At 61.7% G+C, this 22471-nt stretch carries 23 protein-coding genes; 15 read left to right on the top strand and 8 right to left on the bottom strand.

The window, feature by feature from the left end; genetic code table 11:
- The 4 genes from ACR3EL_RS12075 (at position 1) to ACR3EL_RS12060 (ending at position 3819) form a co-directional block, all read left to right on the top strand.
- Positions 1–486: a DUF6497 family protein gene (locus tag ACR3EL_RS12075; protein ID WP_170340196.1), complete on the top strand. Its 486-nt coding sequence runs from the start codon at positions 1–3 to the stop codon at positions 484–486.
- Between the two features lie 127 nt (positions 487–613).
- Entirely contained in the window at positions 614–967 is a 354-nt protein-coding gene (locus ACR3EL_RS12070; RefSeq protein WP_170340198.1) for a hypothetical protein, read from the top strand.
- 485 nt (positions 968–1452) lie between these two features.
- Entirely contained in the window at positions 1453–1656 is a 204-nt protein-coding gene (locus ACR3EL_RS12065; protein ID WP_093964781.1) for a hypothetical protein, read from the top strand.
- 117 nt (positions 1657–1773) lie between these two features.
- Entirely contained in the window at positions 1774–3819 is a 2046-nt protein-coding gene (locus tag ACR3EL_RS12060; protein WP_170340200.1) for an acetyl-CoA carboxylase biotin carboxylase subunit, read from the top strand.
- Between the two features lie 115 nt (positions 3820–3934).
- Here the strand turns inward: ACR3EL_RS12060 and ACR3EL_RS12055 are convergent, their stop codons facing one another.
- Positions 3935–4372: a DUF4174 domain-containing protein gene (locus ACR3EL_RS12055; RefSeq protein WP_170340202.1), complete on the bottom strand. Its 438-nt coding sequence runs from the start codon at positions 4370–4372 to the stop codon at positions 3935–3937.
- Between the two features lie 144 nt (positions 4373–4516).
- On the opposite strand from ACR3EL_RS12055, the gene scpA reads away from it, so the two are divergent.
- The 6 genes from scpA (at position 4517) to ACR3EL_RS12025 (ending at position 10081) form a co-directional block, all read left to right on the top strand.
- Positions 4517–6682, top strand: coding sequence for a methylmalonyl-CoA mutase (gene scpA, locus ACR3EL_RS12050; protein ID WP_170340204.1), 2166 nt, complete (start codon positions 4517–4519; stop codon positions 6680–6682).
- Positions 6683–6838: 156 nt separating this feature from the next.
- A complete protein-coding gene (locus tag ACR3EL_RS12045; RefSeq protein ID WP_170340205.1) occupies positions 6839–7441 on the top strand; it encodes a VOC family protein in 603 nt (200 codons plus the stop codon).
- Complete coding sequence (locus tag ACR3EL_RS12040; protein WP_170340207.1) at positions 7438–7926, top strand: GNAT family N-acetyltransferase; 489 nt, start codon at positions 7438–7440, stop codon at positions 7924–7926. Before ACR3EL_RS12045 ends, ACR3EL_RS12040 begins: the two co-directional genes overlap by 4 nt.
- A gap of 45 nt (positions 7927–7971) precedes the next feature.
- On the top strand, positions 7972–8652 hold the full coding sequence (locus ACR3EL_RS12035; protein WP_480721709.1) for a TerB family tellurite resistance protein: 681 nt from the start codon (positions 7972–7974) through the stop codon (positions 8650–8652).
- A 4-nt stretch (positions 8653–8656) separates the two neighbouring features.
- Complete coding sequence (locus ACR3EL_RS12030; protein ID WP_480722461.1) at positions 8657–9670, top strand: endonuclease/exonuclease/phosphatase family protein; 1014 nt, start codon at positions 8657–8659, stop codon at positions 9668–9670.
- Between the two features lie 51 nt (positions 9671–9721).
- Positions 9722–10081, top strand: a complete 360-nt coding sequence (locus tag ACR3EL_RS12025) for a hypothetical protein (protein ID WP_480721707.1) — start codon at positions 9722–9724, stop codon at positions 10079–10081.
- A 15-nt stretch (positions 10082–10096) separates the two neighbouring features.
- On the opposite strand, the gene ACR3EL_RS12020 is transcribed toward ACR3EL_RS12025, so the two are convergent.
- From ACR3EL_RS12020 to ACR3EL_RS12000, 5 genes are all read right to left on the bottom strand, one after another.
- The gene (locus tag ACR3EL_RS12020) at positions 10097–11632 is read right to left on the bottom strand and encodes a Ppx/GppA family phosphatase (protein ID WP_093964790.1); all 1536 of its coding nucleotides are present in this window, start codon (positions 11630–11632) and stop codon (positions 10097–10099) included.
- A gap of 49 nt (positions 11633–11681) precedes the next feature.
- The gene (locus tag ACR3EL_RS12015) at positions 11682–12371 is read right to left on the bottom strand and encodes an HdaA/DnaA family protein (RefSeq protein WP_170364620.1); all 690 of its coding nucleotides are present in this window, start codon (positions 12369–12371) and stop codon (positions 11682–11684) included.
- Positions 12372–13445: an AI-2E family transporter gene (locus ACR3EL_RS12010; RefSeq protein WP_170340814.1), complete on the bottom strand. Its 1074-nt coding sequence runs from the start codon at positions 13443–13445 to the stop codon at positions 12372–12374.
- Positions 13446–13532: 87 nt separating this feature from the next.
- On the bottom strand, positions 13533–14507 hold the full coding sequence (locus ACR3EL_RS12005; RefSeq protein ID WP_480721703.1) for an isopenicillin N synthase family dioxygenase: 975 nt from the start codon (positions 14505–14507) through the stop codon (positions 13533–13535).
- Positions 14507–15871: an FAD-dependent oxidoreductase gene (locus ACR3EL_RS12000; RefSeq protein ID WP_480721701.1), complete on the bottom strand. Its 1365-nt coding sequence runs from the start codon at positions 15869–15871 to the stop codon at positions 14507–14509. The genes ACR3EL_RS12005 and ACR3EL_RS12000 overlap by 1 nt, the downstream gene beginning before the upstream one ends.
- 165 nt (positions 15872–16036) lie before the next feature.
- On the opposite strand from ACR3EL_RS12000, the gene proS reads away from it, so the two are divergent.
- Positions 16037–17377, top strand: a complete 1341-nt coding sequence (proS, locus tag ACR3EL_RS11995; RefSeq protein ID WP_480721699.1) for a proline--tRNA ligase — start codon at positions 16037–16039, stop codon at positions 17375–17377.
- Entirely contained in the window at positions 17361–18254 is an 894-nt protein-coding gene (locus ACR3EL_RS11990; protein WP_480721696.1) for a glycosyltransferase family 2 protein, read from the top strand. The genes proS and ACR3EL_RS11990 overlap by 17 nt, the downstream gene beginning before the upstream one ends.
- Here ACR3EL_RS11990 and ACR3EL_RS11985 read toward each other — a convergent pair.
- Entirely contained in the window at positions 18251–18610 is a 360-nt protein-coding gene (locus ACR3EL_RS11985) for a hypothetical protein (protein ID WP_480721693.1), read from the bottom strand. The genes ACR3EL_RS11990 and ACR3EL_RS11985 overlap by 4 nt on opposite strands.
- A 312-nt stretch (positions 18611–18922) precedes the next feature.
- On the opposite strand from ACR3EL_RS11985, the gene ACR3EL_RS11980 reads away from it, so the two are divergent.
- The 3 genes from ACR3EL_RS11980 to ACR3EL_RS11970 all read left to right on the top strand — a co-directional run bounded on the left by ACR3EL_RS11980 (position 18923) and on the right by ACR3EL_RS11970 (position 21974).
- Positions 18923–19927 carry a DUF6492 family protein gene (locus tag ACR3EL_RS11980; protein WP_480721690.1) on the top strand — a complete coding sequence of 335 codons (1005 nt, stop codon included), beginning with the start codon at positions 18923–18925 and terminating at the stop codon, positions 19925–19927.
- An 81-nt stretch (positions 19928–20008) separates the two neighbouring features.
- Positions 20009–21295, top strand: coding sequence for a lipoprotein-releasing ABC transporter permease subunit (locus tag ACR3EL_RS11975; protein WP_480721688.1), 1287 nt, complete (start codon positions 20009–20011; stop codon positions 21293–21295).
- Complete coding sequence (locus ACR3EL_RS11970) at positions 21288–21974, top strand: ABC transporter ATP-binding protein (protein ID WP_480721686.1); 687 nt, start codon at positions 21288–21290, stop codon at positions 21972–21974. Before ACR3EL_RS11975 ends, ACR3EL_RS11970 begins: the two co-directional genes overlap by 8 nt.
- Here ACR3EL_RS11970 and ACR3EL_RS11965 read toward each other — a convergent pair.
- A complete protein-coding gene (locus ACR3EL_RS11965) occupies positions 21958–22395 on the bottom strand; it encodes a DMT family transporter (RefSeq protein WP_170340233.1) in 438 nt (145 codons plus the stop codon). The two genes, ACR3EL_RS11970 and ACR3EL_RS11965, sit on opposite strands and share 17 nt — an antisense overlap.
- Positions 22396–22471: the final 76 nt, after the last annotated feature.

The raw sequence follows: 22471 nt of genomic DNA, 5'->3' as shown, positions 1-22471 counted from the left end.
ATGATCCCAGCCACCAGATACGGAACAGCGCAGGAGATGATCCTGGCGCCTGCGACCCCGGAAGGAGGAGCCTGCCCGTGGCGGGTCCGGGGTCGCGATCTTGTTCTGGCTTTCATGTGTTTTGGATCGCCCGGTGTCGCGCAGGACGGGAACCTGTTGCCGGTTCCATCCGGCCAGCCGGTGACACTTGAGGACGTTCTGGTCGATACCAACCCGGGCGAACTCTGGCTGCGGTTTCGATTTGTCGCGCCCAAGATTGGCGATGAGGTGGGCGGTATCGGCTATGACGTGGCCGCGACCGACATGGAGCATCTGTGTCAGACACTGGCCATTCCTTATGTCGCGCACCATCAACTCAGCCCGGCGCGGGTCGTGATCTCGCTGTCCGACCGCCCGGTGGAATTCGGCAACTCGTCTCCGGATGCGACGCAGTATTTTGAAGCCTACCGGTTGGAGCAATCCGCATGTATCTGGGAGGGACTCTGAACATGATTTCCCGATCTCATGTCGTCGGAGCATTCCGAGAAACTGATGCGGCTTTGGAGATACGCATGACACATTCATCCCTGCGCGGGTGCCCGTCGCGGACCGGTTTTTTGAACGAGGTGCCGGCATGTTGAAGCACCGTGGCTTCCCCGGACGGCTGCCGGGAACCGATTTCCAGTTCACGATCCGCCGGGCAAACCCCAAGGGCGTGACGCCATTGACCCGCCGTGAACGCTTTCGGGACCGAAAAGCCGCTGACAAGCGTGCCGATACGGCATTCCTCGAAGCTCTGTGGGAGCATTTCGGTGATCAGCCGTTTGAACGCGGAAATCTGGACGCTGGCCGCCTCAGCTGGCTGTTTGGGCGCGAGGTCGTGCCTGCCGAGGATCCGTTCGATCCGGCCAGCTATGATGCGTTGCTGAAGATCGACTTTGAGACCGCGCGGCAATCCTTCCCCGATATCTTCGGTGGGGAGGCATAGTTCGGCATGAGCCTTCAGCCAAATATCATGGGTTCATCTGCTTGGAGCGCGATCCGGCGGCGACCGGATATGCGGTCCAGTCGGCGCCCAGTGATGGCTGAAGTCTGTGCCGGAACCCGTTGCAAACCGGGCTCTTTCGGCACGAACCTGCGCGCCGTTTCTGGGAATGGGCAATTTCCAGCCGGAATTTCCGGCGTTGCAATTGATCCGTTGGCGGCCGCATTTTTGCTGTGCAAGGTGAACGGGCCGTGCGGCTCGACTTTGCCTGCGCCGCACATGCACCTACTATTCCGTACCCCTTCCTTCCGCGGGCAGGACCGTGTTTCCAACACAGACCTGCCCGCGCTTTTCTTTGCCCGAACTGCGGAGCCAGGGCGGCAAAAACCTGCGCAAAGCCCTGTTTCACCCCGTTTGATATTGAATAACAAAGCCCGATTCAGGCATTTGCTGTTCAATTCGACAAGAAACCAAAAGGGGCAGTATACATGCGAATCTCACGAGTTTTCCTTGCGCTCGCAACCTGCGGCGGGTTGGCAGCCTGCGGTGATTCAACCGGGGAACAGGCGCTGCTCGGCGGCGGTGTCGGGGCTGTCGGGGCTGCGGTTCTCAGCGCGGACCCGATCCTTGGGGCTGCGGTCGGTGCGGCCGGCAACGTGCTGTATTGCAAGACGCAAAACAACTGTAACTGATACCGGTTTTCCGGGGCGCGCGCCGTCCCGGCCATCATTTGACGGAACGCCGTTGCGGGGCATCAGCCCGGCAGCGGCGTTTTCGTTTGTCCAGAACACAAAGACAGAGGACGTTCCATGTTCAACAAGATCCTGATCGCCAACCGAGGCGAGATTGCCTGTCGGGTCATTAAGACCGCTCGGAAAATGGGAATCGGCACTGTCGCCATCTACTCGGATGCCGACAAGCACGCGTTGCATGTGGAAATGGCCGACGAGGCGGTTCACATCGGCCCCCCGCCGGCGAACCAGTCCTACATCGTGATCGACAAGGTGATGGACGCCATCCGCCAGACGGGCGCGCAGGCGGTGCATCCGGGCTATGGCTTCCTGTCCGAAAACGCGAAATTCGCCGAAGCGCTTGAGGCCGAAGGCGTCGTGTTCGTGGGCCCCCCGAAAGGGGCGATCGAAGCCATGGGTGACAAGATCACCTCGAAGAAGATCGCGCAGGAGGCCGATGTCAGCACCGTTCCCGGATACATGGGCCTGATCGAGGATGCGGACGAGGCGGTGAAGATCAGCCAGCAGATCGGCTATCCGGTGATGATCAAGGCCAGCGCCGGCGGGGGCGGCAAAGGCATGCGCATCGCCTGGAACGACGAGGAGGCGCGCGAGGGTTTTCAAAGCTCGAAGAACGAGGCAGCGAATTCGTTCGGGGATGACCGGATCTTCATCGAGAAATTCGTGACGCAACCGCGCCACATCGAGATTCAGGTTCTGTGCGACACGCATGGCAACGGCATCTACCTGGGCGAGCGGGAATGCTCGATCCAGCGCCGCAACCAGAAAGTGGTGGAAGAGGCCCCGTCGCCCTTCCTCGACGAGGCGACCCGCCGCGCGATGGGCGAACAGGCCGTGGCGCTGGCCAAGGCCGTGGGCTATGCCAGCGCGGGCACGGTGGAATTCATCGTGGATGGCGACAAGAATTTCTACTTCCTGGAAATGAACACCCGCCTCCAGGTGGAACACCCGGTGACCGAGCTGATCACCGGTGTCGATCTGGTCGAACAGATGATCCGCGTCGCCGCAGGCGAGCCGCTGTCGATCACCCAGGACGACGTAAAGCTGACCGGCTGGGCGATCGAGAACCGGCTGTATGCCGAGGATCCTTATCGCAACTTCCTGCCCTCAATCGGGCGGCTGACCCGCTATCGTCCGCCGCAGGAGGTGGCCGCGGGGCCGCTGCTGGAAAACGGCAAATGGCAGGGCGATGCGCCTAGTGGCGAGACAGCCGTGCGCAACGATACCGGCGTCTATGAAGGCGGCGAGATCAGCATGTACTACGACCCGATGATCGCCAAGCTGTGCACCTGGGCGCCGACCCGCGAACAGGCGATCGAAGCGATGCGCGTGGCGCTGGACAGTTTCGAGGTCGAAGGCATCGGCCACAACCTGCCGTTCCTGTCGGCGGTGATGGATCATCCGAAATTCGTCAGTGGTGATATGACCACCGCCTTCATCGCCGAGGAATATCCCGATGGGTTCAACGGTGTCGAACTGCCCGAAGGCGACCTGCGCCGCATCGCGGCCTCGTGTGCGGCGATGCACAGGGTGGCCGAGATCCGCCGCACCCGTGTGTCGGGCCGGATGGACAATCACGAGCGAAAAGTCGGCAAGCGTTGGGTGGTCACGCTGCAGGGGCAGGAATATACGGTGCAGGTGAATGCAGACCGCGACGGTGCCACGGTCAAGTTCGAGGACGGCGCCGCCCTGCGCGTCAGCTCGGACTGGACGCCAGGTGACCAGTTGGCGGTTCTGGACGTGGACGGCAGCCCGCTTGTGCTGAAGGTCGGCAAGATCTCGGGCGGGTTCCGCATCCGTAACCGGGGGGCGGACCTGAAGGTGCATGTGCGCCGGCCGCGCGCTGCCGAACTGGCCAAGCTGATGCCCGAGAAACTGCCGCCAGACACCTCGAAGATGCTGCTGTGCCCGATGCCGGGCCTGATCGTGAAGATCGATGTCGAGGTCGGCCAAGAGGTGCAGGAAGGTCAGGCGCTGTGCACGGTCGAGGCGATGAAGATGGAGAACATCCTGCGCGCCGAGCGCCGAGGCGTTGTCTCCAAGATCAACGCCGGTCCGGGCGACAGCCTGGCCGTCGATGACGTGATCATGGAGTTCGAATAACGCCCATGTGTGCCTGCCCGGAAAATGTGGGTTTTGCCCGTTCGGCCGCCATCTGCACCTTCGGTGCGGATGAGGCGGGCGTGGCAGACCCCCTCCGCCGGGCGGATTGCGGTCGTCAGCGCCGCTCGCGGACTTCGCGCTCGCGCAGGGGGGTCTTGTCGATGGAGCGGCTGATCTCGCGCACGCTCCACGGCGTGGGTTTGCGCAGTTTCACCACCCCGTCCTTGTCGACGAAGACCATCGCGAACCCGCGCGGGCGCAGTTGCGTCCGGATCGGGGAGCGCGCCGAAGGGTCGGTGTCGGTCAGAACGATGACGTCCCGGTCACGCATCATGTCTTCGCCCTCCAGCAACATGTCGATCTGCTGCTGGAATCTGGGGTCGGCTGGCGTATCGGCGAACACCACTATGGGGCGGTGTGTCCACAGAAACTCGTTCAGATCGCTGTCTCCGGCTGGCCGGATATACGCGGTTTCATCCGAGGCCGCACCGTCGGCGGCGACGGCGGCCACAGGCAAAAAAGCTGACAAAACAAGGGCAAGCGTGCGGGTCATGTGGTCTCCTGTTCCTTTGAATATAGACCCAGTTGCCGCGAATGCGACCGGCGAAATGCGTGCGACTATCAAAAAAATGAATGATCGGATCTGCCGTGCGTCTGGTCGGCCCCTTCATACACATACCCAGCCCCTCGGCGTGCCATGCGGGCCCGCGACGGGAACAGACAAGAGGATTACGCTATGACCAACACGAAGGATTGGCGCGCCCTGGCCGAAAAGGAGCTGCGTGGGCGCTCTGTCGAAGACCTCTCCAAGACGACGCTGGAGGGGATCGAGGTCAAGCCGCTGTACACGCAGGACGACATCGAGAACCTGCCGCATATCGGGTCGTTGCCCGGCTTCGGGCCTTTCACACGCGGTGTGAAGGCCACGATGTATGCAGGGCGTCCGTGGACCATCCGCCAATATGCAGGTTTTTCCACTGCCGAAGAATCGAATGCCTTCTACCGCCGCAACCTTGCGGCCGGTCAGCAGGGCGTTTCGGTGGCTTTCGATCTGGCCACGCACCGCGGCTATGACAGCGACCACCCGCGCGTGGTGGGCGATGTGGGCAAGGCCGGGGTGGCCATCGACAGCGTCGAGGACATGAAGATCCTGTTCGACGGCATTCCGCTGGATCAGGTCTCGGTCTCGATGACGATGAACGGCGCGGTGATTCCGATCCTGGCCAATTTCATCGTCACCGGCGAAGAGCAGGGCCACGACAAATCGGTTCTTGCGGGTACCATTCAGAACGACATTCTGAAGGAATTCATGGTCCGCAACACCTATATCTACCCGCCTGAGCCTTCCATGCGGATCATCTCGGACATCATCGAATATACCTCGAACGAGATGCCCAAGTTCAACTCGATCTCGATCTCGGGCTACCACATGCAAGAGGCCGGGGCGAACCTGGTGCAGGAACTGGCCTATACTCTGGCCGACGGGCGCGAATATGTGCGCGCAGCCATCGACGCGGGAATGGACGTGGACAAGTTCGCTGGCCGTCTGTCGTTCTTCTTTGCCATCGGCATGAACTTTTTCATGGAGATCGCCAAGCTGCGCGCCGCGCGTACGCTGTGGCACCGGGTGATGACCGAATTCGGGGCCAAGTCGGACCGCTCGAAGATGCTGCGCACCCACTGCCAGACTTCGGGCGTGTCGTTGCAGGAACAGGACCCCTACAACAACGTGATCCGCACGGCATATGAGGCAATGAGCGCGGTGCTGGGCGGTACACAGTCGCTGCATACCAACGCGCTGGACGAGGCGATTGCTCTGCCCACCGATTTCTCGGCCCGCATTGCCCGGAATACACAGTTGGTATTGCAGGAAGAAACCGGCGTTACCGATGTGGTCGATCCGTTGGCTGGCTCCTACTATGTGGAAAGCCTGACCAATGAACTGGTCGAAAAAGCCTGGGCCCTGATGGAAGAGGTCGAGGAGATGGGCGGCATGACCAAGGCCGTGGCCAGCGGCATGCCCAAGCTACGGATCGAGGAAAGCGCCGCGCGCCGTCAGGCCATGATCGACCGCGGCGAAGAGGTGATCGTCGGGGTCAACAAGTACCGCAAGGAAAAGGAAGACCCGATCGAAATCCTCGAGGTCGACAACCAGGCTGTCCGCGAGGCGCAGATCGCCCGGCTGGAGCGTATCCGCGCGACCCGGGACGAGGCATCCTGTCAGGCTGCGCTGGACCAACTGACCCGGCGCGCGAAAGAGGGGGGCAACCTGCTGGAAGCCGCCGTCGAGGCCGCGCGTGCCCGCGCAACCGTAGGAGAGATCAGCATGGCAATGGAAAAGGAATTCGGCCGTCATCGGGCCGAAGTGAAAACGCTGGCTGGTGTCTATGGCGCAGCTTACGAAGGTGACGAGGGCTTTGCCGCCATCCAGAAATCGATCGAGGAATTTGCCGAGGAAGAGGGCCGCCGCCCGCGTCTTCTGGTGGTGAAGATGGGTCAGGACGGCCACGACCGCGGGGCCAAGGTGATCGCCACCGCCTTCGCCGACATCGGTTTCGACGTGGACGTCGGCCCGCTGTTCCAGACCCCGGCCGAGGCCGCGCAGGACGCGATCGACAATGACGTGCATGTGGTTGGCATTTCCAGCCAGGCGGCGGGCCACAAGACGCTGGCACCGCAATTGGTGGAAGAACTGAAGAAGGCTGGCGCCGAGGATATCATCGTGATCTGTGGTGGCGTCATCCCCCAGCAGGATTATCAGTTCCTGTACGATCACGGGGTCAAGGCCATCTTCGGGCCGGGGACCAACATCCCCGAGGCGGCGCAGGACATTCTGCGCCTGATCCGCGAGGCGCGCGCCTGAACTGTGACTTTGGGGGGCTTTCTGTCCCCTTGTGCGCGATGCCTGCAGCCTCGGGCATCGCTCGCGGGGATGTTTGGTGTCAGATGAAGTGCCCAAGTCAGGCTTTTCATGGTATCCGACGGCATGAGGTCGGTTTTGGACGCTGGAGGCACAAATATGGAGCTTGATCATCTGGCGGTGGCCGCGTCGACTTTGGACGAGGCGGTCGCGCATGTAGAGCAGGCCTTGGGTATTCCGATGGTGCCCGGTGGCAAACATGGAAAATTCGGCACCTACAACAAGCTTCTGGGCCTAGACGAGGGCCTGTATCTTGAAGCGATCGCAATTGACCCGGACGCCGCCGATCCTGGGCGGCCACGTTGGTTTGATCTTGATCGTTTCTCGGGGCCGCCGAGGCTCAGCAACTGGGTCTGCCAGGTTTCGGATCTGCAGGCCTATGTCGATGGATTCTCAATCGACATAGGCGATATCCATGAACTTGATCGTGGTGCCTTGCGGTGGAGGATGGCGGTGCCGGGATCGGGGCGTTTGCCGTTCGACAACCTGTTTCCCGCCTTAATTCAATGGCAAGGTGACTTGCATCCGGCTGGCATGCTGCGGGCCAGTGGCTGCCACCTGCGGCGGCTGGTGGTCTTTCACCCGGACGCGCTGGATTTGGCGCAATTGCTCGGCCCGCTCGACAGGGTAGTTTTTGATTCCGGGCCTGCGGCTCTGCGGGCTGAATTTGAAACGCCGCACGGACCGCGGGTACTGGAATGATCATTCGCCCGGCTCTGCCCCGGGATGCGGCTGAAATTGCGGAGATCACCAATTCGATCATCCGCGAGACGCTGATCACGTTTACCACGACCGAGCGAAGCCCCGAAGAAATCGCGCGGGATATCGACGAGCGAGGGCTGGCGTTCCAAGTTGCCGAGCTTGACGGCCGTGTCGTGGGATATGCGACTTACGGCGGTTTTCGCTCGGGTCCCGGATATGCGCACAGCCGGGAACACACCATCCTGCTGGCTTCTGAAGGCCGGGGGCGGGGCGCGGGTCGCGCGCTGATCCGAACCTTGGAGGAGGTGGCGCGATCGCAAGGCGTGCATGTTCTGGTCGCTGGAATCTCGGCCGAGAACCCGGGCGCGATTTCCTTTCATGCGGCGGTCGGTTTTGAGGCGGTCGGCCGAATGCCGGAAGTTGGTCATAAATGGGGGCGTTGGCTGGATCTTGTGCTGATGCAGAAAATTCTGGCTCCGGAATGAATGGTCGCACCTGACAGTCCGTACTCGGCGCGCTAGTGTGCGCCCATGTCGATCTGGTCCCGCATATCCGAAGCGCTGAGTGCGCTTGCCAAAGGTGAAAGCCTGACGGCCGTTTTTGAGAAGCTGCGCACGCCGCCCGAACGCTCGGTGGCCTTCGCGATTGCTGTCATCGCTTTGGGCGCAAAGATGGCCAAGGCGGACGGGCAGGTGACCCGCGACGAGGTGACCGCGTTTCGCGAGGTGTTTCGCATTCCGCCGGCGGAAGAGGCCGGCGCGGCGCGCGTGTTCAACATGGCCCGGACGGATGTGGCCGGGTATCGGGAATACGCACGCAAGATCGCGCGCATGTTCGCCGAAGACAGCACCACTCTGTGCGACCTCATGGAGGGGCTGTTTCACATCGCCATGGCGGACGGGTTCTATCATCCCAACGAAAACGAGTTTCTGGAGGATGTGGCGCGGATTTTCGGCCAGACTGATGCACAGTTCAAAGCCCTGCGTGCGCGCTTCGTTCCAGATGCGCCCAAGGATCCTTACACCGTTCTGGGCGTGACCCCTGACACTCCGCTACCCGAGATCCGAAAAATCTGGCGCAGGCTTGTACGTGATACACATCCCGATGCGATGATGGCCCGGGGTGTTCCCGAAGAAGCAATTCGCCTTGCCGAGAAAAAGATGATCGACATCAACCGCGCCTGGGATGAAATCAACGGCGCGCGGGTCTGAGGCGATGCGTCTGGCGACCTACAATATCGAATGGTTCGCCAATTTGTTCGACCGCAATGATGAACTGGTTGTCGATGACAGCTGGTCGGGGCGGCACAATGTCACCAAGGCTCAGCAGATCGAGGCCATTGCGACGGTGCTGACGGCCGTCGACGCCGACGCCATGCTGATCGTCGAGGCGCCGAATACGGGCAAATCGCAAAACACGGTGCGCGCCTTGCAGCATTTCGCCGAGACGTTCGATCTGCGTACATCCAATGCGATCATGGGTTTCGCCAACGATACGCATCAGGAACTGGCACTCTTGTATGATCCCGATGCCTTGACCGCCCGGCACGACCCAAAAGGAGTGCAAGATGGCGGCCACGACCCCGACGATCTTCCACGCTTTGACCGCGAGTTTCGGATCGACCTGGACATTGACGCGACCGAGGATCTGGTGCGGTTTTCAAAACCCCCCATGGAACTGGCGGTCCGCACCCGGGCCGGGTTCGAGTTCCGGTTGATCGGTGCACATCTGAAGTCCAAGGCGCCGCACGGAGCCCAATCACGCGACGAAGCCTTGCGCATCTCTATCGCGAACCGACGCAAGCAGTTGGCTCAGGCCGTCTGGCTGTCGCGCCGTGTGCGCGCGCACGTGGCCGCTGCTGAACCAGTTATCTTGCTGGGAGACTTGAATGACGGGCCGGGATTGGATGAATTCGAACATCTTTTCGGGCGGTCATCGGTGGAAATCCTTCTGGAAACCGGCCTGTACGATCCGCATCCCGCACAGGCACTTCGACCTCGGCCGGGTTGGATCCCATCGACCGCGCGCTTTGCCCGCCCGAAGGAAGGCCAATATCTTGAGGCGCTGCTGGACTACATCATGATCAGCGAGGATCTGAGGGTCCGCAATCCGGTCTGGCGCATTTGGCACCCGTTCCGGGACGAGCACTGCTGGACGGTGCCGGAATTGCGCGATGCCCTGGTTACGGCATCAGATCATTTTCCGGTGACGCTGGACATCGACATCTGACCCTTTCAACAACTGATCCCGCCCCTTATATTTCAGGTCATGAAACGATTGATGCTGATAGGTGCCACGGCCCTTTTTGCCGCGCCGGCCGCGGCCCAGGACGAAGGCGGTAAGTCCCTGATGGAGCAGGGGGCCGAACTGTTCTTCGAGGGCTTGCGAAAGGAAATGGAGCCCGCCCTTGAGGACCTTCTGGGGCTTGCCGAGCAATTCGGCCCGGCCATGCAGTCCTTTATCGAGGAGATGGGCCCGGCCCTTGCCGAGATCGGCGACAAGGTCAAGGATTGGAGCGCCTATGAGGCGCCCGAGATGCTGCCCAATGGCGACATTATCATCCGCAGGAAACCGGACGTTCCCGACCAGCCCGACGAGGTTGCCCCCAAAGAGGACGACGAAGGCGCAACGGATATCTAATAGTCCAGATCAGCCCTAGATTTTGACGATCGGGCGTGATTTCAGCGCGTTCGCCAGTGACTCGAACCTTGCCTCGGCCACTTCGTTGAACAAGGGGCTGAGCGATTTGGGCAGATAAAACTCCAGTTCGCGTTTCTTGGGGTAGAACCGCAACTTTCCGGTGGCCGCGTCGTTCTGCATCCAGAGCATTGCGCCAAAACGCATGGCTTTTCCCAGAATCTCGGCCTGCTTCTGGTCGCGCTCGTCCAGCAGTTCGTACAGAGGGGCGAACCGATTGCCCTCTCGCTTGTTCCGATACCGATGCTGCAGGGCAAGTCCGATGAAGACACGTTCCGAGTGTTTCAGGCCGCCGAGGTTGGCGCGAGTCACATTGTCGAAACAGACCTCGGCCCGATAATCGGGGTGGGCGCGCCAGCTGACATCGTGCAGCAGGCAGGCCGCCTTGATCAGCCGAACTCGGGCCGGAGGGGCGGACCGGAACAGCGGCATCACGAAATCATAAAGATGCGGCCCGAAACCGGGCAGGCGAGCGTCCTTTTGTTCCGAGAACCGGCAGGCCTCGATCAAAGGGTCGCAATCCCGCAGAATCTGGGGCATCTGCTCGTACAGCAGGCCCTCGCGGATACCATAGCTGGATATTGCGATGTCTTTGGGTTTGAAGGTGCGGATCAGCCGCGACAGCACGTCCATGGCGTAGGGAATCAGGGCCATCCGCGAGCTTGAGACCCCGGCCTGAGAGCGCAGGTGTTCGTGGTCGCTCTTTTCGATGAACTTGATCGTTTCGCGCACCTGCTTGGTGGTCATGCGGTATTCGTGCAGCACGTTCAGCGGATATCCGCGGCGCAGCATGTCCAACCTTGCAAAGGCTCGCCAGCTTCCGCCGACCAGGAACAGTCGGTCGCGCTGCGGCCCCATCTGGTCACGCAGCGCCTCGAGTGTTTCCTTGATGTGGGCCTTGCGGGCGCGGCGTCCGCCCTTGATATCCCGGAGTTTGAGCGGCCCCAGAGACGAGGACACGCACCGTCCGACCGATCCGCCGCCGATCTCTGCCAGCTCCATGGACGAACCACCGATGTCGCAGATCAGGCCGTAGGCGCCGGGCCAGCCCAGCAGGACACCCTGTGCCGACAATCGGGCCTCTTCCTCGCCGTCGATGACCGAGATATGCAGCCCTGTCTCGGCCAGAACCTCCTGACAGAACTCCGGACCGTCTTCCGCCTCGCGCACGGCGGCGGTGGCCACAACGTGCAGTCCGGGAAGGCCAAGATCGCGGGACAGGTGCTCAAAGCGCCGAAGCGCCGCCAGCGCACGTACGCGACCGCGCGGGTTCAGCCTGCCGGTTTCCGACAGCCCGGCGCCAAGCTCGCACATGACCTTTTCGTTGTAGAAATATGCGGGTGACCGGGCCGCGCCGTCAAAGATAACCATCCGGACCGAGTTCGACCCGACATCGACCACGCCAACGCGCGAGAGATCGCGGATTCCCGGATGGTCGAACAGCGGTTTTCCGAATGGTCCCCAGTCCGGGATCCTTGCAGCGCTCTGTTCCATGATCTCCCCAACGTTGCCTCGCGCAGGATGCGAAATCGGACCCCACGGGTCAATCACCGGAAACCGCCGTGTCGATTTCGTTGTTCAGAACGCGCACGGCCAAGGTCCGTGTGATCTCGCGCTTTTCTGCCAAGGCGACCTGATCAAGTTGGGCCACCACGTCGGCTGCGGTTTCAAACCGGCGATCCATGTGCTTGACGAGGTAGGCGATGACGTCCGGCCCCGGGTTCAGCTGTCGGTCGACGAACAGCTTGGCCAGAACCGCGCACAGCAAGGCATCATCGGGCGGATCAAGCGCCACATGATGGGCACCTTCCACCCGGCTTTGCAGGTCGGCCAGCGGCAGTTCCCAATATTTGGGAGCAAGGCGCCCGGTCATCAGCAGGGCATGCCCCTCGGCCAGAACGAGATTGTGCAGGTGAAACAGGGTTTTCTGCTGGTCTATATCCCCGGCGATCATGGGGATGTCCTCGACCGCCACGGGACTTTGCGCAAGTGCGGGAACATCTTCGTGTTTCAGATCAGCGGCCTGCACGATACGCCCGCCTGTCTCGGCGGCCCAGACATGCGCAAGATGGGTTTTGCCCGATCCGGCCGGGCCGCTCAGAACCAGCTTGTTTCCAGGCCATGAATTGGCCGAAATCATCGCGACGGCCAGCGCATTCGCTGGGGATACGAAAAAATCCTCGCGCCCCAGCGCAGTCATCGCCGGAAGATCAAAGCTCAGCTGTTTGGCCATTCACTCGCTTTCCGGATCCAGCTCGTCACGCCCCGTGTACAGGCGACTTGTCAGATATTGCGAAGTTCCGAAACGTGCAAGCACGCCCAAGGCCGCAGCGACCGGAACAGCGATCAGCATGCCGACAAACCCGAACAGCGCGCCAAAGACGGACAAGGCCAGAAGCAACCAGACCGGGTGAAGCCCGACCGAGTCACCAACCAGCTTGGGGGTCAGGAAATTGCCTTCGACGACCTGGCCGATGGCGAATATCCCGGCCACCAGGCCGATCGAAGCCCAGTCACCCCAGAATTGGAACAGCGCCAGGCCGATAGCCAGCGTACCGCCGATCAAAGCGCCCAGATAGGGAATGAAGGTGACCAACCCGGCGATGAAACCGACCACCAGGCCGAATTGAAGGCCGACGATCATCAAGGCAACGGCGTAGTAAGTACCCAGGATAAGGCAAACCGTACCCATGCCGCGCACGAACGAGGCAAGCACAGCGTCAATATCTGCCGCCAGTTTGCGGATCGTCGGCGCATGGTCCCGGGGCAGTAAATCGTTGATCCGGGCGATCATCCGGTCCCAATCCAGCAAAAGGTAGACGGCCACGACGGGAACAATCACCAAAAGGACCACGATGTTCACCGCTGACCCGACCGAGGCCATGACCGTTTCGAGGATGTCGCCTGTTTTGCCCTTCAGCGTGTCGCCCATTGAAAGAAGGAACTGGTGGGTGTTCGATTCCCGGTCCAGCAGCGACGGGAATTGCCGCTCGACGAAGGCTCGCAATTCCTGGAACAGGCTGGGCAGTACGTCCACCAGATCGATCAGCTGAGTGATCAGGGCCGGAACCACCATCAGGATCATCAAGGCAAAGGCAAGAATGCTGAAGACGGTAATGATCGCCGTCGCAGCCGCGCGAGAAAGCCCCATGTTCTCCAGCCTGTCGGCTACGGGATCCAGGAAATAAGCCACTGCGCCGCCGATCACGAATGGCAGCAGAACGTCGCCCAGCAGCCACAACAGCAATATGAATATCGCAGCGGCGATGCCCCAATATCTGAATTGATCCCGAACCGGCAACGCCATCGCGGCCTCCTGACTGCGTCGTTGCCCCTGTTCTTGGCTGATGAAGGCCCGCGATGCAAGCGGTTCATGGATCAGTGTTTTTGTGTCTCAGTCGTGCAGAGTGCCCAGTTCCGGCGTGTCTTCAGCGGCGGTCTCGTCGGACCAGTTGGTGCGCCAGATCTCGGCGGACCAGTGACCGCAATGCACAGACGGGCGGTCAAATCCCGGCAGCGGCGGCAGCAGCGGAGAAACCACCACGTCGTGCCGTGGTACCGCGAAATAGGGAAAAGAGTAGCGCTCCTTTCCGGATCGGTTGACCACGCGGTGCGGGGTCGATTTCAGGCGGCCACCGGACCAGAGCTCGAGCATGTCCCCGATGTTGACGACAAACCCACCAGTTGGGCAGTCGGGAGTGATCCAGCCGCCGCCCCGCGTCTGGACCTCCAGTCCACCCACCGGGTCAGGGGCGATGATGGTCAACGCGTCAGTGTCCTTGTGGGGGTGGATGCCATAGCCGCCCTCTTCCGGGGCTTGCGGCGGGTAGTGCAGCAAAGTCATGTTGGTCAACGGGTCGCGGAACGCATTCCGCAGGCTGCCCGCAGGCAGTTCCAACCCGGACTCCAACGCGGCCAGCAAGCTGTCGGCCAACTGATCCAATCGCGCCCAGTATTCAAGGATGATGCCCTGCGCATCCGGTACCTCTGCGGGCCAGAGGTTGGGTCCGTAAAGCGCGCAAACCCGGCGGATGGGCGCATCCCCGGCCACTTCGTGGTGCAACTTGTAGCCCTCGTACTTGTCCGCATGTCCCGACCCGTCATTGGGCGTGAAGAACCCCATCGGGATATATCCGCGATAGTTCTCGCGGGTGATCGTCTGCTGCCATTTGCTGGCTTCGTCCACGTCGAAAACAGCGCGAACGCAAGCCCGGACCCGCTCGACCAGCTCTGGCGGGATGCCGGCGCCGATGATCGAAAGGAAACCTATCCCGGCGCACGCGTCCATAACCTGCTGAACGGTTTTCCCGTGGTCAGGGTGGGCCTCCTGCATCAAGGGCGCAATGTCGATCGTCGGGATGCGTTCCATCAGTGGATCCTCACGCCTTGTCTGTCCAATTCGGAATGAACCGGGGTCAGGTTCAATTCGGACAGCTCCTGATTGCTTTTCAGTGCGATGGCGGCCGCGATGCCGGCCCCTTGGCCCATCACCGCGCAGCAGGCCATGTTGCGTGTCGCTGCGTGGGCGATGCGGTCGGCCCCGTGAGACCGGCCAGCCACCAGCAGCCCGCGCACCCCCTTGGGCAGCATCGAGCGGTAGGGCACCTGCATATAGCGCCCGGTGGTGGGCAGGATCAGGATGCCGTAACCGTCGATGAACTCGGGGTAGATGCCGATCGTGTCGCCGAACCGGCCCTGATGGCGCACATCGTCCTCGGTCATGTTGTAGACCGCGTCGATCTTGCGGGTGTCACGGATGCCGATGGTCATGCCGAAGTTGCGCAGCCGTGCGTTTTCGCATCCGGGCATGAACCGGCGCAGAGCGTCAATCGCCAGCATGGTCTGGCGGCGGCCCTCGATCTCGCCCCTGGTCAGGCTGTCCGGGTCCGTCCCGTCGATCCCGGCCAGGTGGATCAGGTTCATATAGGTCAGTTCGCCCGTGTCATGCATTGCGCCCCAGGTGCCGGCGATGGTGTTCAGATGCGCCGGAATGAGGCCTTGGTCGATGGCCTGCTGGAACGGCTTGTAGACGAAGGGCGAGAACATGTTGTCCTCTTTGCCGCTGGTCTCGATGTTCCATTCACCGCCGCCGCCCCAGTCCTTGTAGGTCTGCGGGTCGGCCTTGACGCCCTCCATGAAGGCGCGCTTGTCAACTCCGGCCAGGTGGAACATGACCGAGGCCGCCATCATCTGTTCCGGCTCGGTCTTGCGGGTCGGTGCGCCGGCACGGTGGGCCACGTCGGCATCACCCGTGGCGTCGATCACGATGCGGGCAAGGATTGCCTCGCGCCCCGCCTTCGACTCGGATATCACACCAGTGATCCGGTCGCCGTCCATGATCGGGGCCACGAACTGGCGATGCAGCATCGGGCGGACACCGGCCTCTTCCACCAACCGGTCGGCCACCAGCTTGAAACCCTCGCTGTCCAACTCGTAGCTCAGCGATTGGCTTTCCGGGACCGCCGCGCCCATCTCCTTGGCGCGTTGCTCGAACTCCCATCCGATGCCGCCGGCCTCGATGGTCTTGTCGTGCCGGTACCAGGCAAAGCCCTCGACCCCGACAGCGGTGATATTGCCGCCCATGCAGCCGAAACGGTCCAGCAGAGCGACCTCGGCCCCGGCGCGCGCGGCAGCAAGCGCCGCGGCCAGCCCTGCCGGGCCAGAGCCCACCACCAATACGTCAGTCTTGTGCACCACGGGGATGTCTCGGGCGGGTTCGCGGATGGTCTGCATCGGGGCCTCGTCTTCAGAAGTTTTCCCACTGTTTCGAGACCTGATTGGCGGGTCAATCAAAATTCCGACTGACCTGAGGTCGCAAATCCGCCATTGCCCGATTGCCCCCGGCGGGGCTTTCGCATAATCACGTGGCCGTGGAATTCTCACCTGCAAGGTAAAAACATGCGCCTCAGCCGTTACTTTCTGCCCGTACTCAAGGAAAACCCGTCCGAGGCCCAGATCGTCAGCCACCGGCTGATGCTGCGCGCCGGGATGATCAAGCAGGCTGCCGCCGGGATCTATTCGTGGCTGCCGCTGGGTTTCAAGGTGCTGCGCAAGCTGGAAAACATTGTGCACGAGGAACAGATCCGCGCCGGGCACATTCCGATCCAGATGCCGATCCTGCAATCCGCCGATCTGTGGCGGGAATCCGGGCGTTATGATGATTACGGTCAGGAAATGCTGCGTATGCAGGACCGCCACGGCCGCGATATGCTCTATACCCCCACCGCCGAGGAACTGGTCACCGACATCTTCCGCGGTCACGTCAGCAGCTACAAGGACCTGCCGCTGACCCTGTACCAGATCCAGTGGAAGTTCCGCGACGAGATCCGCCCCCGTTTCGGCGTGATGCGCGGCCGCGAGTTCTACATGAAGGACGGCTACAATTTCGACCTGACGAAAGAAGACGCGCTGCACGCCTACAACCGCCACCTGGTCAGCTATCTGCGCACCTATGAACGCATGGGGCTGCAGGCGATCCCGATGCGCGCGGACAGCGGCCCGATCGGCGGTGACGACACGCATGAATTCCTGGTGTTGGCCGATACCGGCGAATCCGAGGTGTTCTATGACAGCGCGGTTACTGATATCCGTCTGGGCGAGCGCGACATCGACTATGACGACAAGGCCCAGTGCCAGGCGATCATGGAGGAGTTCACCTCGCTCTATGCCCGCACGGACGAAACCCATGACGAGGCCCTGTTCCAGCAGGTGCCCGAGGAACGCCGCCGCAGCGCGCGTGGCATCGAGGTTGGGCAGATCTTCTATTTCGGCACCAAGTATTCCGAGCCGATGGGCGCCACGGTGCAAGGCCCCGACGGCAAGCAGGTTCCGGTGCACATGGGCAGCCACGGCATCGGCGTCAGCCGACTGATCGGTGCGATCATCGAGGCCAGCCACGACGACAAGGGCATCATCTGGCCCGAGGGCGTGACCCCGTTCCACTGCGGCATCGTCAACCTGAAACAGGGCGATGACGAGGCCGACGCGGCCTGTGACAAGATCTACAAGGCCCTGACGACGCTTGGGCTCGAGCCGCTCTATGACGACCGCAACGAGCGGGCAGGGGGCAAGTTTGCCACGATGGACCTGATCGGCCTGCCCTGGCGTATCACCGTCGGCCCGCGCGGGTTGAAGAACGGGGTGGTCGAACTGACCAGCCGCCGCACGGGCGAAAGCGAAGAGCTGAGCCCCGAGGCCGCCGTAACCCGCATTGCCGAGATCTATGAGCGCTCCGTCTGAAACCGGTGACGCGCCGCTGATCTCGGTGATCACGGCGACTTGGAACCTGCTGTCCCAAGGGCGTCAGGACACATTTCGCCGCGTCATCGAATGCATGGCGCGACAGAACTGCGACCGTTCCGAGCACATCATTCAGGACGGAGCATCGACGGACGGGACGGTCGAATTCATTCAGGATTTGATCGCCGACGCTCCGCGCACGCGGCTGATCAGTGAACCGGACCAAGGCCTGTACGACGCGATGAACCGCGGCGTCGAAGCGGCACGCGGCGAATACGTGCTGTTCCTCAATTCCGACGACTCGTTGGCCGCGGATGATGTTCTGAACCGGGCGGCCGAGCGATTGACCGCGACCCGCCCCGACTATCTTTTTGGGTCCACCTTACACCGGTCCGCGGACGGCGGCGAAAAGATGGAAAAACGGATGTCGGTCAAAGCCATCCTTCAGCGGATGCCGTTTTGCCATAACTCTGTTTTTCTACGGCGAGATGTTTTTCAGGAATTGGGGGGACACGACACTCAGTTCCGCATTGCTGGAGATTATGACCTGATGCTGCGGCTGGTTGCCGGGGGCTATCGCGGCGAAAGGATGGATGAGCCGATTTCATTGTTCTGGGACCGGGGCGAGACCAGCGACCAGCAAGCGACGGGGCAGGACTATGCCCGAGTCTGGCAACGGTTCTTTGCCGATTATCGTGCGGCACAAGGATTGGATCTGGATGATTTCGCGGAGTTCTATCGCCGCGGGCATATGCCGGCAAACCTGCTCATCGAGGTGCTGAGGCGCCCGGAAACGCCACTGCCGATCCGGCGGGCCGCCAAGCACGGCCTTGCCAAGTCTCTACGCCGGTCCGTCCAGTTCTGGCGGCGGTACTAGGACCCGCCCGTCGCCGGACGCGCGCGAAGTAGTTCCCCATCCGCCCTGTCACCTCGGGCGACTACGACGGGGCGGCCCATACGTCGGACCAGATCCTTCAATTCGATGTCCAGGAAGCGCAACCCGCAAAGCCGTTTGCCGGTCGTCCGGTCCATCAGGCACATGCGCCCGCTTTGGAATGCCAGGCGATAGCCTTTTTCGCGCAGCGTGTCGGCAAGACTGGCCCAACTGGCCGCACCGGCAAACAGCGGTCGGATGACGGCTCGCAGCAACGCCGCGGTTTCGCAATCCATGTCCTGAGATGTGATCGTCGGGGCTGGCGCACCAACCTGTTCAATTTCCTTTTCAATATTCATGAGCGACCCCCGCTCTTTAAAATGTATTCCCCCACAATCAGGGTGCCAAAATTTCTCAAAAGAAGCAAAATGCGAAACAAAGTTGCTGTGAAAATGTTGCATTTCAAGTTCAGTTTAATGTCTGAACCTCACATTGACTTCATACCTGAAACAATAAGGGCCTGTCTGTGATGGGCTTCACAACCAGCGGTGTAATCGTCTTCCGAAATTCATCCGCTGCTGGAATTTGCGCCCGACGGCTGATTCTGCGGCAACACGGCAAAGCGGATTTGGCGGCCGGTCGAGAAGCTGATACAGCGGCGCCAAGTGATTATGAAAGGCAACCCGACCGTGCTGAGTTTTGCCACGATAGTGTATTCCAAGGATTACCCGCTGCTGGAGTTGCAGGCGCGTTCCTTTGCGCGATTTGCTGATCCGGCCAAGGTTGCCTCCATCCATGTGGTTCTGAATGACGTCGACGAAACCGCATTGCGGGCGCGTATCGAGCCCATATTGGCGGCCTACGGTCCTTTGCAATCCAAGGTTCGGGTCGTCGGGGGCGATGACATTCTGCTTGGGGCAGGTCAATGCGCCCGGCGTTCACTGGGCGACCGGCTTCTGATTGAAGGACGGCACCGTATCCCTTTCGTGCGAAAGGGGGGCTGGCGCGGCAACAACGGATACCGCACGCAGCAGGTGCTCAAGCTGGGTGCCGCACGGATCGCCGAGGCGGAGCAGATAGTTATTCTGGACACCAAAAACCTGTTTCTGCGGTCTTTCACTGAGGCAGAGTTCTTTGCGGATGGCGGAGCCGCCCGGCTTCCGTTCATTTCGGTCAACAGCGACTTTCACCGCAACTGGCTGCAGCAGAGCCTGGACGCATTGCAGGTCACTGTCTCGGACATTGAGGCGTTGAAGACCACGACGTTTTCGACGCCGTTCCCGGTGCGCAGGTCGTTGGTGCTGGAGGTGTTGGACGAGATCAACGAACGCTACGGTTCGGTGCAGTCGCTCTTCGGGTCGCGCCGGAGACCCTCGGAGTTCATGCTGCTGAATGCGTATTGCCTCCGGTCGGATCTGACTTTGCGCCCGTGGTTCGAGGACGCACCCAGCACCGCGCTGGGGCTTTGGCCGACCTATTCGCAACAGAAGCTGGAAGGCCTGATCGCCAGGATCGACGACCCGGAACTGTTGAGCCTTGGCCTGCACAACCGGGCGGTTTCCATGCTGACGCCTGAAACCCGAGATCGCTTGTTCGAGGCCTTGGCACGGCGAGGGATCAGTGATCGTGAGACGACCCAGTCTGTGCTGGATGCAACTGCGTCGCTGGCCGGTTGAACGGGCGCGCACATCCAGAAGCGGCTTGACCATCCAGCCAAATCCCGAAAATGTCCCCACCACAGATTTGCCGGAGCAGGAATGGCCAGAACACCCCCTCCCTTTGCCGCATTCGAATGGAAGATCGCCTGGCGCTATCTGCGCGCCCGGCGTGCCGAAGGCGGTGTAAGCGTGATGACCTGGATCTCGTTGATCGGAATCACGTTGGCTGTTTTTGCGCTGATCGCCACGCTGGCGGTCCGGTCTGGGTTCCGGTCCGAATTCGTGGGCACCATTCTTGGGGCCAACGCTCATGTAACAGTCTACTCGGCCGGCGAACTGGACGCGCAAGGGCAGGTTGATCGCACCATCGTTGAATTCGACGCCATGGCCGAACGTATCGCGCAGGTGCCGGGTGTTCAGCGCGCTGCTCCGCTGGTCAAGGGGCAAGTTCTGATCACCAACCGCGATCGCAGCAGCGGGGTCGAGGTGTTCGGTATCCGCCCTGATGACCTGCACAGCCTGCCCGGTATTGCCGAAAGCGATCAGGCCTACGGCGACCTGTCCCGGTTCGAGGAGGGGATCGCCATCGGCTCGGGCGTGGCCCGCGCCATCGGTGCAACGGTGGGGGATCGGGTCAAGCTGACCTCGCCCAACGGGGTCAAGACCGCCTTCGGCACCTCGCCCCGCGTGAATGCCTATGAAGTCGTCTACGTGTTTTCGGCCGGGCGCTATGACATCGACCGCACCCGCGTCTACATGCCGTTTTCCGAGGCGCAGAGTTTTTTCAACCGCGAGGGCGTCGCCGACGAGATCGAAGTGATGGTCGACCGCCCCGAGGACCTGAACCCGATCCTGATCCCCATCCTTGAGGCGGCGGGAGAACGGTCGCAGATCTGGACATGGCAGGACGCGTCAGGCGGCTTTCTGCGCGCGCTTGAGGTCGAGGACAACGTGATGTTCATCATCCTGTCGATCCTCGTGCTGATCGCCGCTATGAACATCGTCTCGGGCCTGATCATGCTGGTCAAGAACAAGGGGCGCGACATCGGCATCCTGCGCACTATCGGGCTGAGCGAGGGGTCGATCCTGCGGGTGTTTTTCATCTGTGGTGCCTTCACCGGGATCATCGGCACCGCGATGGGCGTCATCCTGGGCTGTCTGTTCGCTCTCTATATCGACCCGATCTTCTCTTTCGTGAACTACGTGATGGGCGGCGGCGTCTGGGATCCGACGATAAGGGGCATTTATGCCTTGCCGGCCGAGCTGCACCTGTCGGACGTGCTCAAGGCGGTTGGGCTGTCGCTGGGTCTGTCCTTCTTCGTCACCTATTTCCCGGCCCGCCGTGCGGCACGGCTGAACCCGGTCGAGGCGCTGCGATATGAATGATGTCACCTTGCGTCTGACCGGCCTGACCAAGACCTATCTGAAAGGCACGCCCGCCAAGGTGCAGGTGCTGCGCGGCGCCGATCTGGAGCTGCGGGCGGGCGAGGCGGTGGCGCTTGTGGCGCCTTCGGGGGCGGGCAAGTCGACCCTTCTGCATATCGCCGGTCTTCTGGATACGCCTGATTTCGGGACGGTCGAAATCGGCGGGCAGGATGCGACCGGCAAGGGCGACCGCACCCGCACCGCGATGCGTCGGCGGGATGTGGGTTTTGTCTATCAGTTTCATCACCTGCTGCCGGAATTCACCGCGCTGGAAAATGTCGTGCTTCCGCAATTGGCCAACGGGGTGTCCGACAGGGCGGCCAAGGCCCGCGCGATGGATCTGCTGGGACGTGTCGGCGTCGCCGACCGTGCCGACCACCGCCCGGCAGCTTTGTCGGGGGGCGAGCAGCAGCGGGTGGCTTTCTGCCGGGCCCTAGCCAATGAACCGCGTGTACTGCTGGCGGACGAGCCGACAGGGAATCTGGACCCAGGTACCTCGGATCAGGTCTTTGCCGCGCTGATGGGTCTGGTGCGCGAGTCCGGCCTGTCGGCGTTGATTGCCACGCACAACCTTGACCTGGCGGCGCGGATGGACCGGATGCTGCGGCTGGACGGGGGTGTGCTCAGGCCAGCTGAGTGATCGCGACGCCTACGGCCATCACCGCGATCCCGCCGGCGCGCATCAGGGTCAGCGGTGTGACCTGCGCGCCGAAAAGGCCGAAATGGTCAATGGCCGCGGTGCTGATCAACTGCCCCAACAGCACGAAGAACACCGCGTTGCCGACGCCGAAATGCGGTGCGACGTGGGTAATGGATAGCACGTAGAAGGCAATCAGAACCCCACCCAACAGCAGATGTTTCGGGGTCTGCGCAACCTTTGCCAAAGCTTGTGTTCCGGGGAACAGCAGCATCACCAGCGCCGAAGACCCAAACGCCACTGCAAACAGGATGACCGCAGCGGTGGTGGGCGAGCCGATCAGTTTTCCGAGCGCCGCATTCAGCGCGGCGAGAATCGGAACTCCGATCCCGGCGGCGAGCATGATGGCTGCATAATGTGTCATGGCCCGGACCCCTTAGCCGATTTCGTTGATCTGGATCATTGCGGGTCGTTACGGTTCGGGCAACCCTGCTTTTGGC

It is taken from the genome of Ruegeria sp. BJ3 (assembly GCF_056535665.1).
This window is presented reverse-complemented; position numbering and strand designations above follow the sequence as displayed.

Coding starts and splice junctions, on each gene's coding strand:
- ACR3EL_RS12075 (WP_170340196.1), top strand. CDS start 1: ATGATCCCAGCCACCAGATACGGAACAGCGCAGGAGATGATCCTGGCG.
- ACR3EL_RS12070 (WP_170340198.1), top strand. CDS start 614: ATGTTGAAGCACCGTGGCTTCCCCGGACGGCTGCCGGGAACCGATTTC.
- ACR3EL_RS12065 (WP_093964781.1), top strand. CDS start 1,453: ATGCGAATCTCACGAGTTTTCCTTGCGCTCGCAACCTGCGGCGGGTTG.
- ACR3EL_RS12060 (WP_170340200.1), top strand. CDS start 1,774: ATGTTCAACAAGATCCTGATCGCCAACCGAGGCGAGATTGCCTGTCGG.
- ACR3EL_RS12055 (WP_170340202.1), bottom strand. CDS start 4,372: ATGACCCGCACGCTTGCCCTTGTTTTGTCAGCTTTTTTGCCTGTGGCC.
- scpA (WP_170340204.1), top strand. CDS start 4,517: ATGCGGGCCCGCGACGGGAACAGACAAGAGGATTACGCTATGACCAAC.
- ACR3EL_RS12045 (WP_170340205.1), top strand. CDS start 6,839: ATGGAGCTTGATCATCTGGCGGTGGCCGCGTCGACTTTGGACGAGGCG.
- ACR3EL_RS12040 (WP_170340207.1), top strand. CDS start 7,438: ATGATCATTCGCCCGGCTCTGCCCCGGGATGCGGCTGAAATTGCGGAG.
- ACR3EL_RS12035 (WP_480721709.1), top strand. CDS start 7,972: ATGTCGATCTGGTCCCGCATATCCGAAGCGCTGAGTGCGCTTGCCAAA.
- ACR3EL_RS12030 (WP_480722461.1), top strand. CDS start 8,657: ATGCGTCTGGCGACCTACAATATCGAATGGTTCGCCAATTTGTTCGAC.
- ACR3EL_RS12025 (WP_480721707.1), top strand. CDS start 9,722: ATGCTGATAGGTGCCACGGCCCTTTTTGCCGCGCCGGCCGCGGCCCAG.
- ACR3EL_RS12020 (WP_093964790.1), bottom strand. CDS start 11,632: ATGGAACAGAGCGCTGCAAGGATCCCGGACTGGGGACCATTCGGAAAA.
- ACR3EL_RS12015 (WP_170364620.1), bottom strand. CDS start 12,371: ATGGCCAAACAGCTGAGCTTTGATCTTCCGGCGATGACTGCGCTGGGG.
- ACR3EL_RS12010 (WP_170340814.1), bottom strand. CDS start 13,445: ATGGCGTTGCCGGTTCGGGATCAATTCAGATATTGGGGCATCGCCGCT.
- ACR3EL_RS12005 (WP_480721703.1), bottom strand. CDS start 14,507: ATGGAACGCATCCCGACGATCGACATTGCGCCCTTGATGCAGGAGGCC.
- ACR3EL_RS12000 (WP_480721701.1), bottom strand. CDS start 15,871: ATGCAGACCATCCGCGAACCCGCCCGAGACATCCCCGTGGTGCACAAG.
- proS (WP_480721699.1), top strand. CDS start 16,037: ATGCGCCTCAGCCGTTACTTTCTGCCCGTACTCAAGGAAAACCCGTCC.
- ACR3EL_RS11990 (WP_480721696.1), top strand. CDS start 17,361: ATGAGCGCTCCGTCTGAAACCGGTGACGCGCCGCTGATCTCGGTGATC.
- ACR3EL_RS11985 (WP_480721693.1), bottom strand. CDS start 18,610: ATGAATATTGAAAAGGAAATTGAACAGGTTGGTGCGCCAGCCCCGACG.
- ACR3EL_RS11980 (WP_480721690.1), top strand. CDS start 18,923: ATGAAAGGCAACCCGACCGTGCTGAGTTTTGCCACGATAGTGTATTCC.
- ACR3EL_RS11975 (WP_480721688.1), top strand. CDS start 20,009: ATGGCCAGAACACCCCCTCCCTTTGCCGCATTCGAATGGAAGATCGCC.
- ACR3EL_RS11970 (WP_480721686.1), top strand. CDS start 21,288: ATGAATGATGTCACCTTGCGTCTGACCGGCCTGACCAAGACCTATCTG.
- ACR3EL_RS11965 (WP_170340233.1), bottom strand. CDS start 22,395: ATGACACATTATGCAGCCATCATGCTCGCCGCCGGGATCGGAGTTCCG.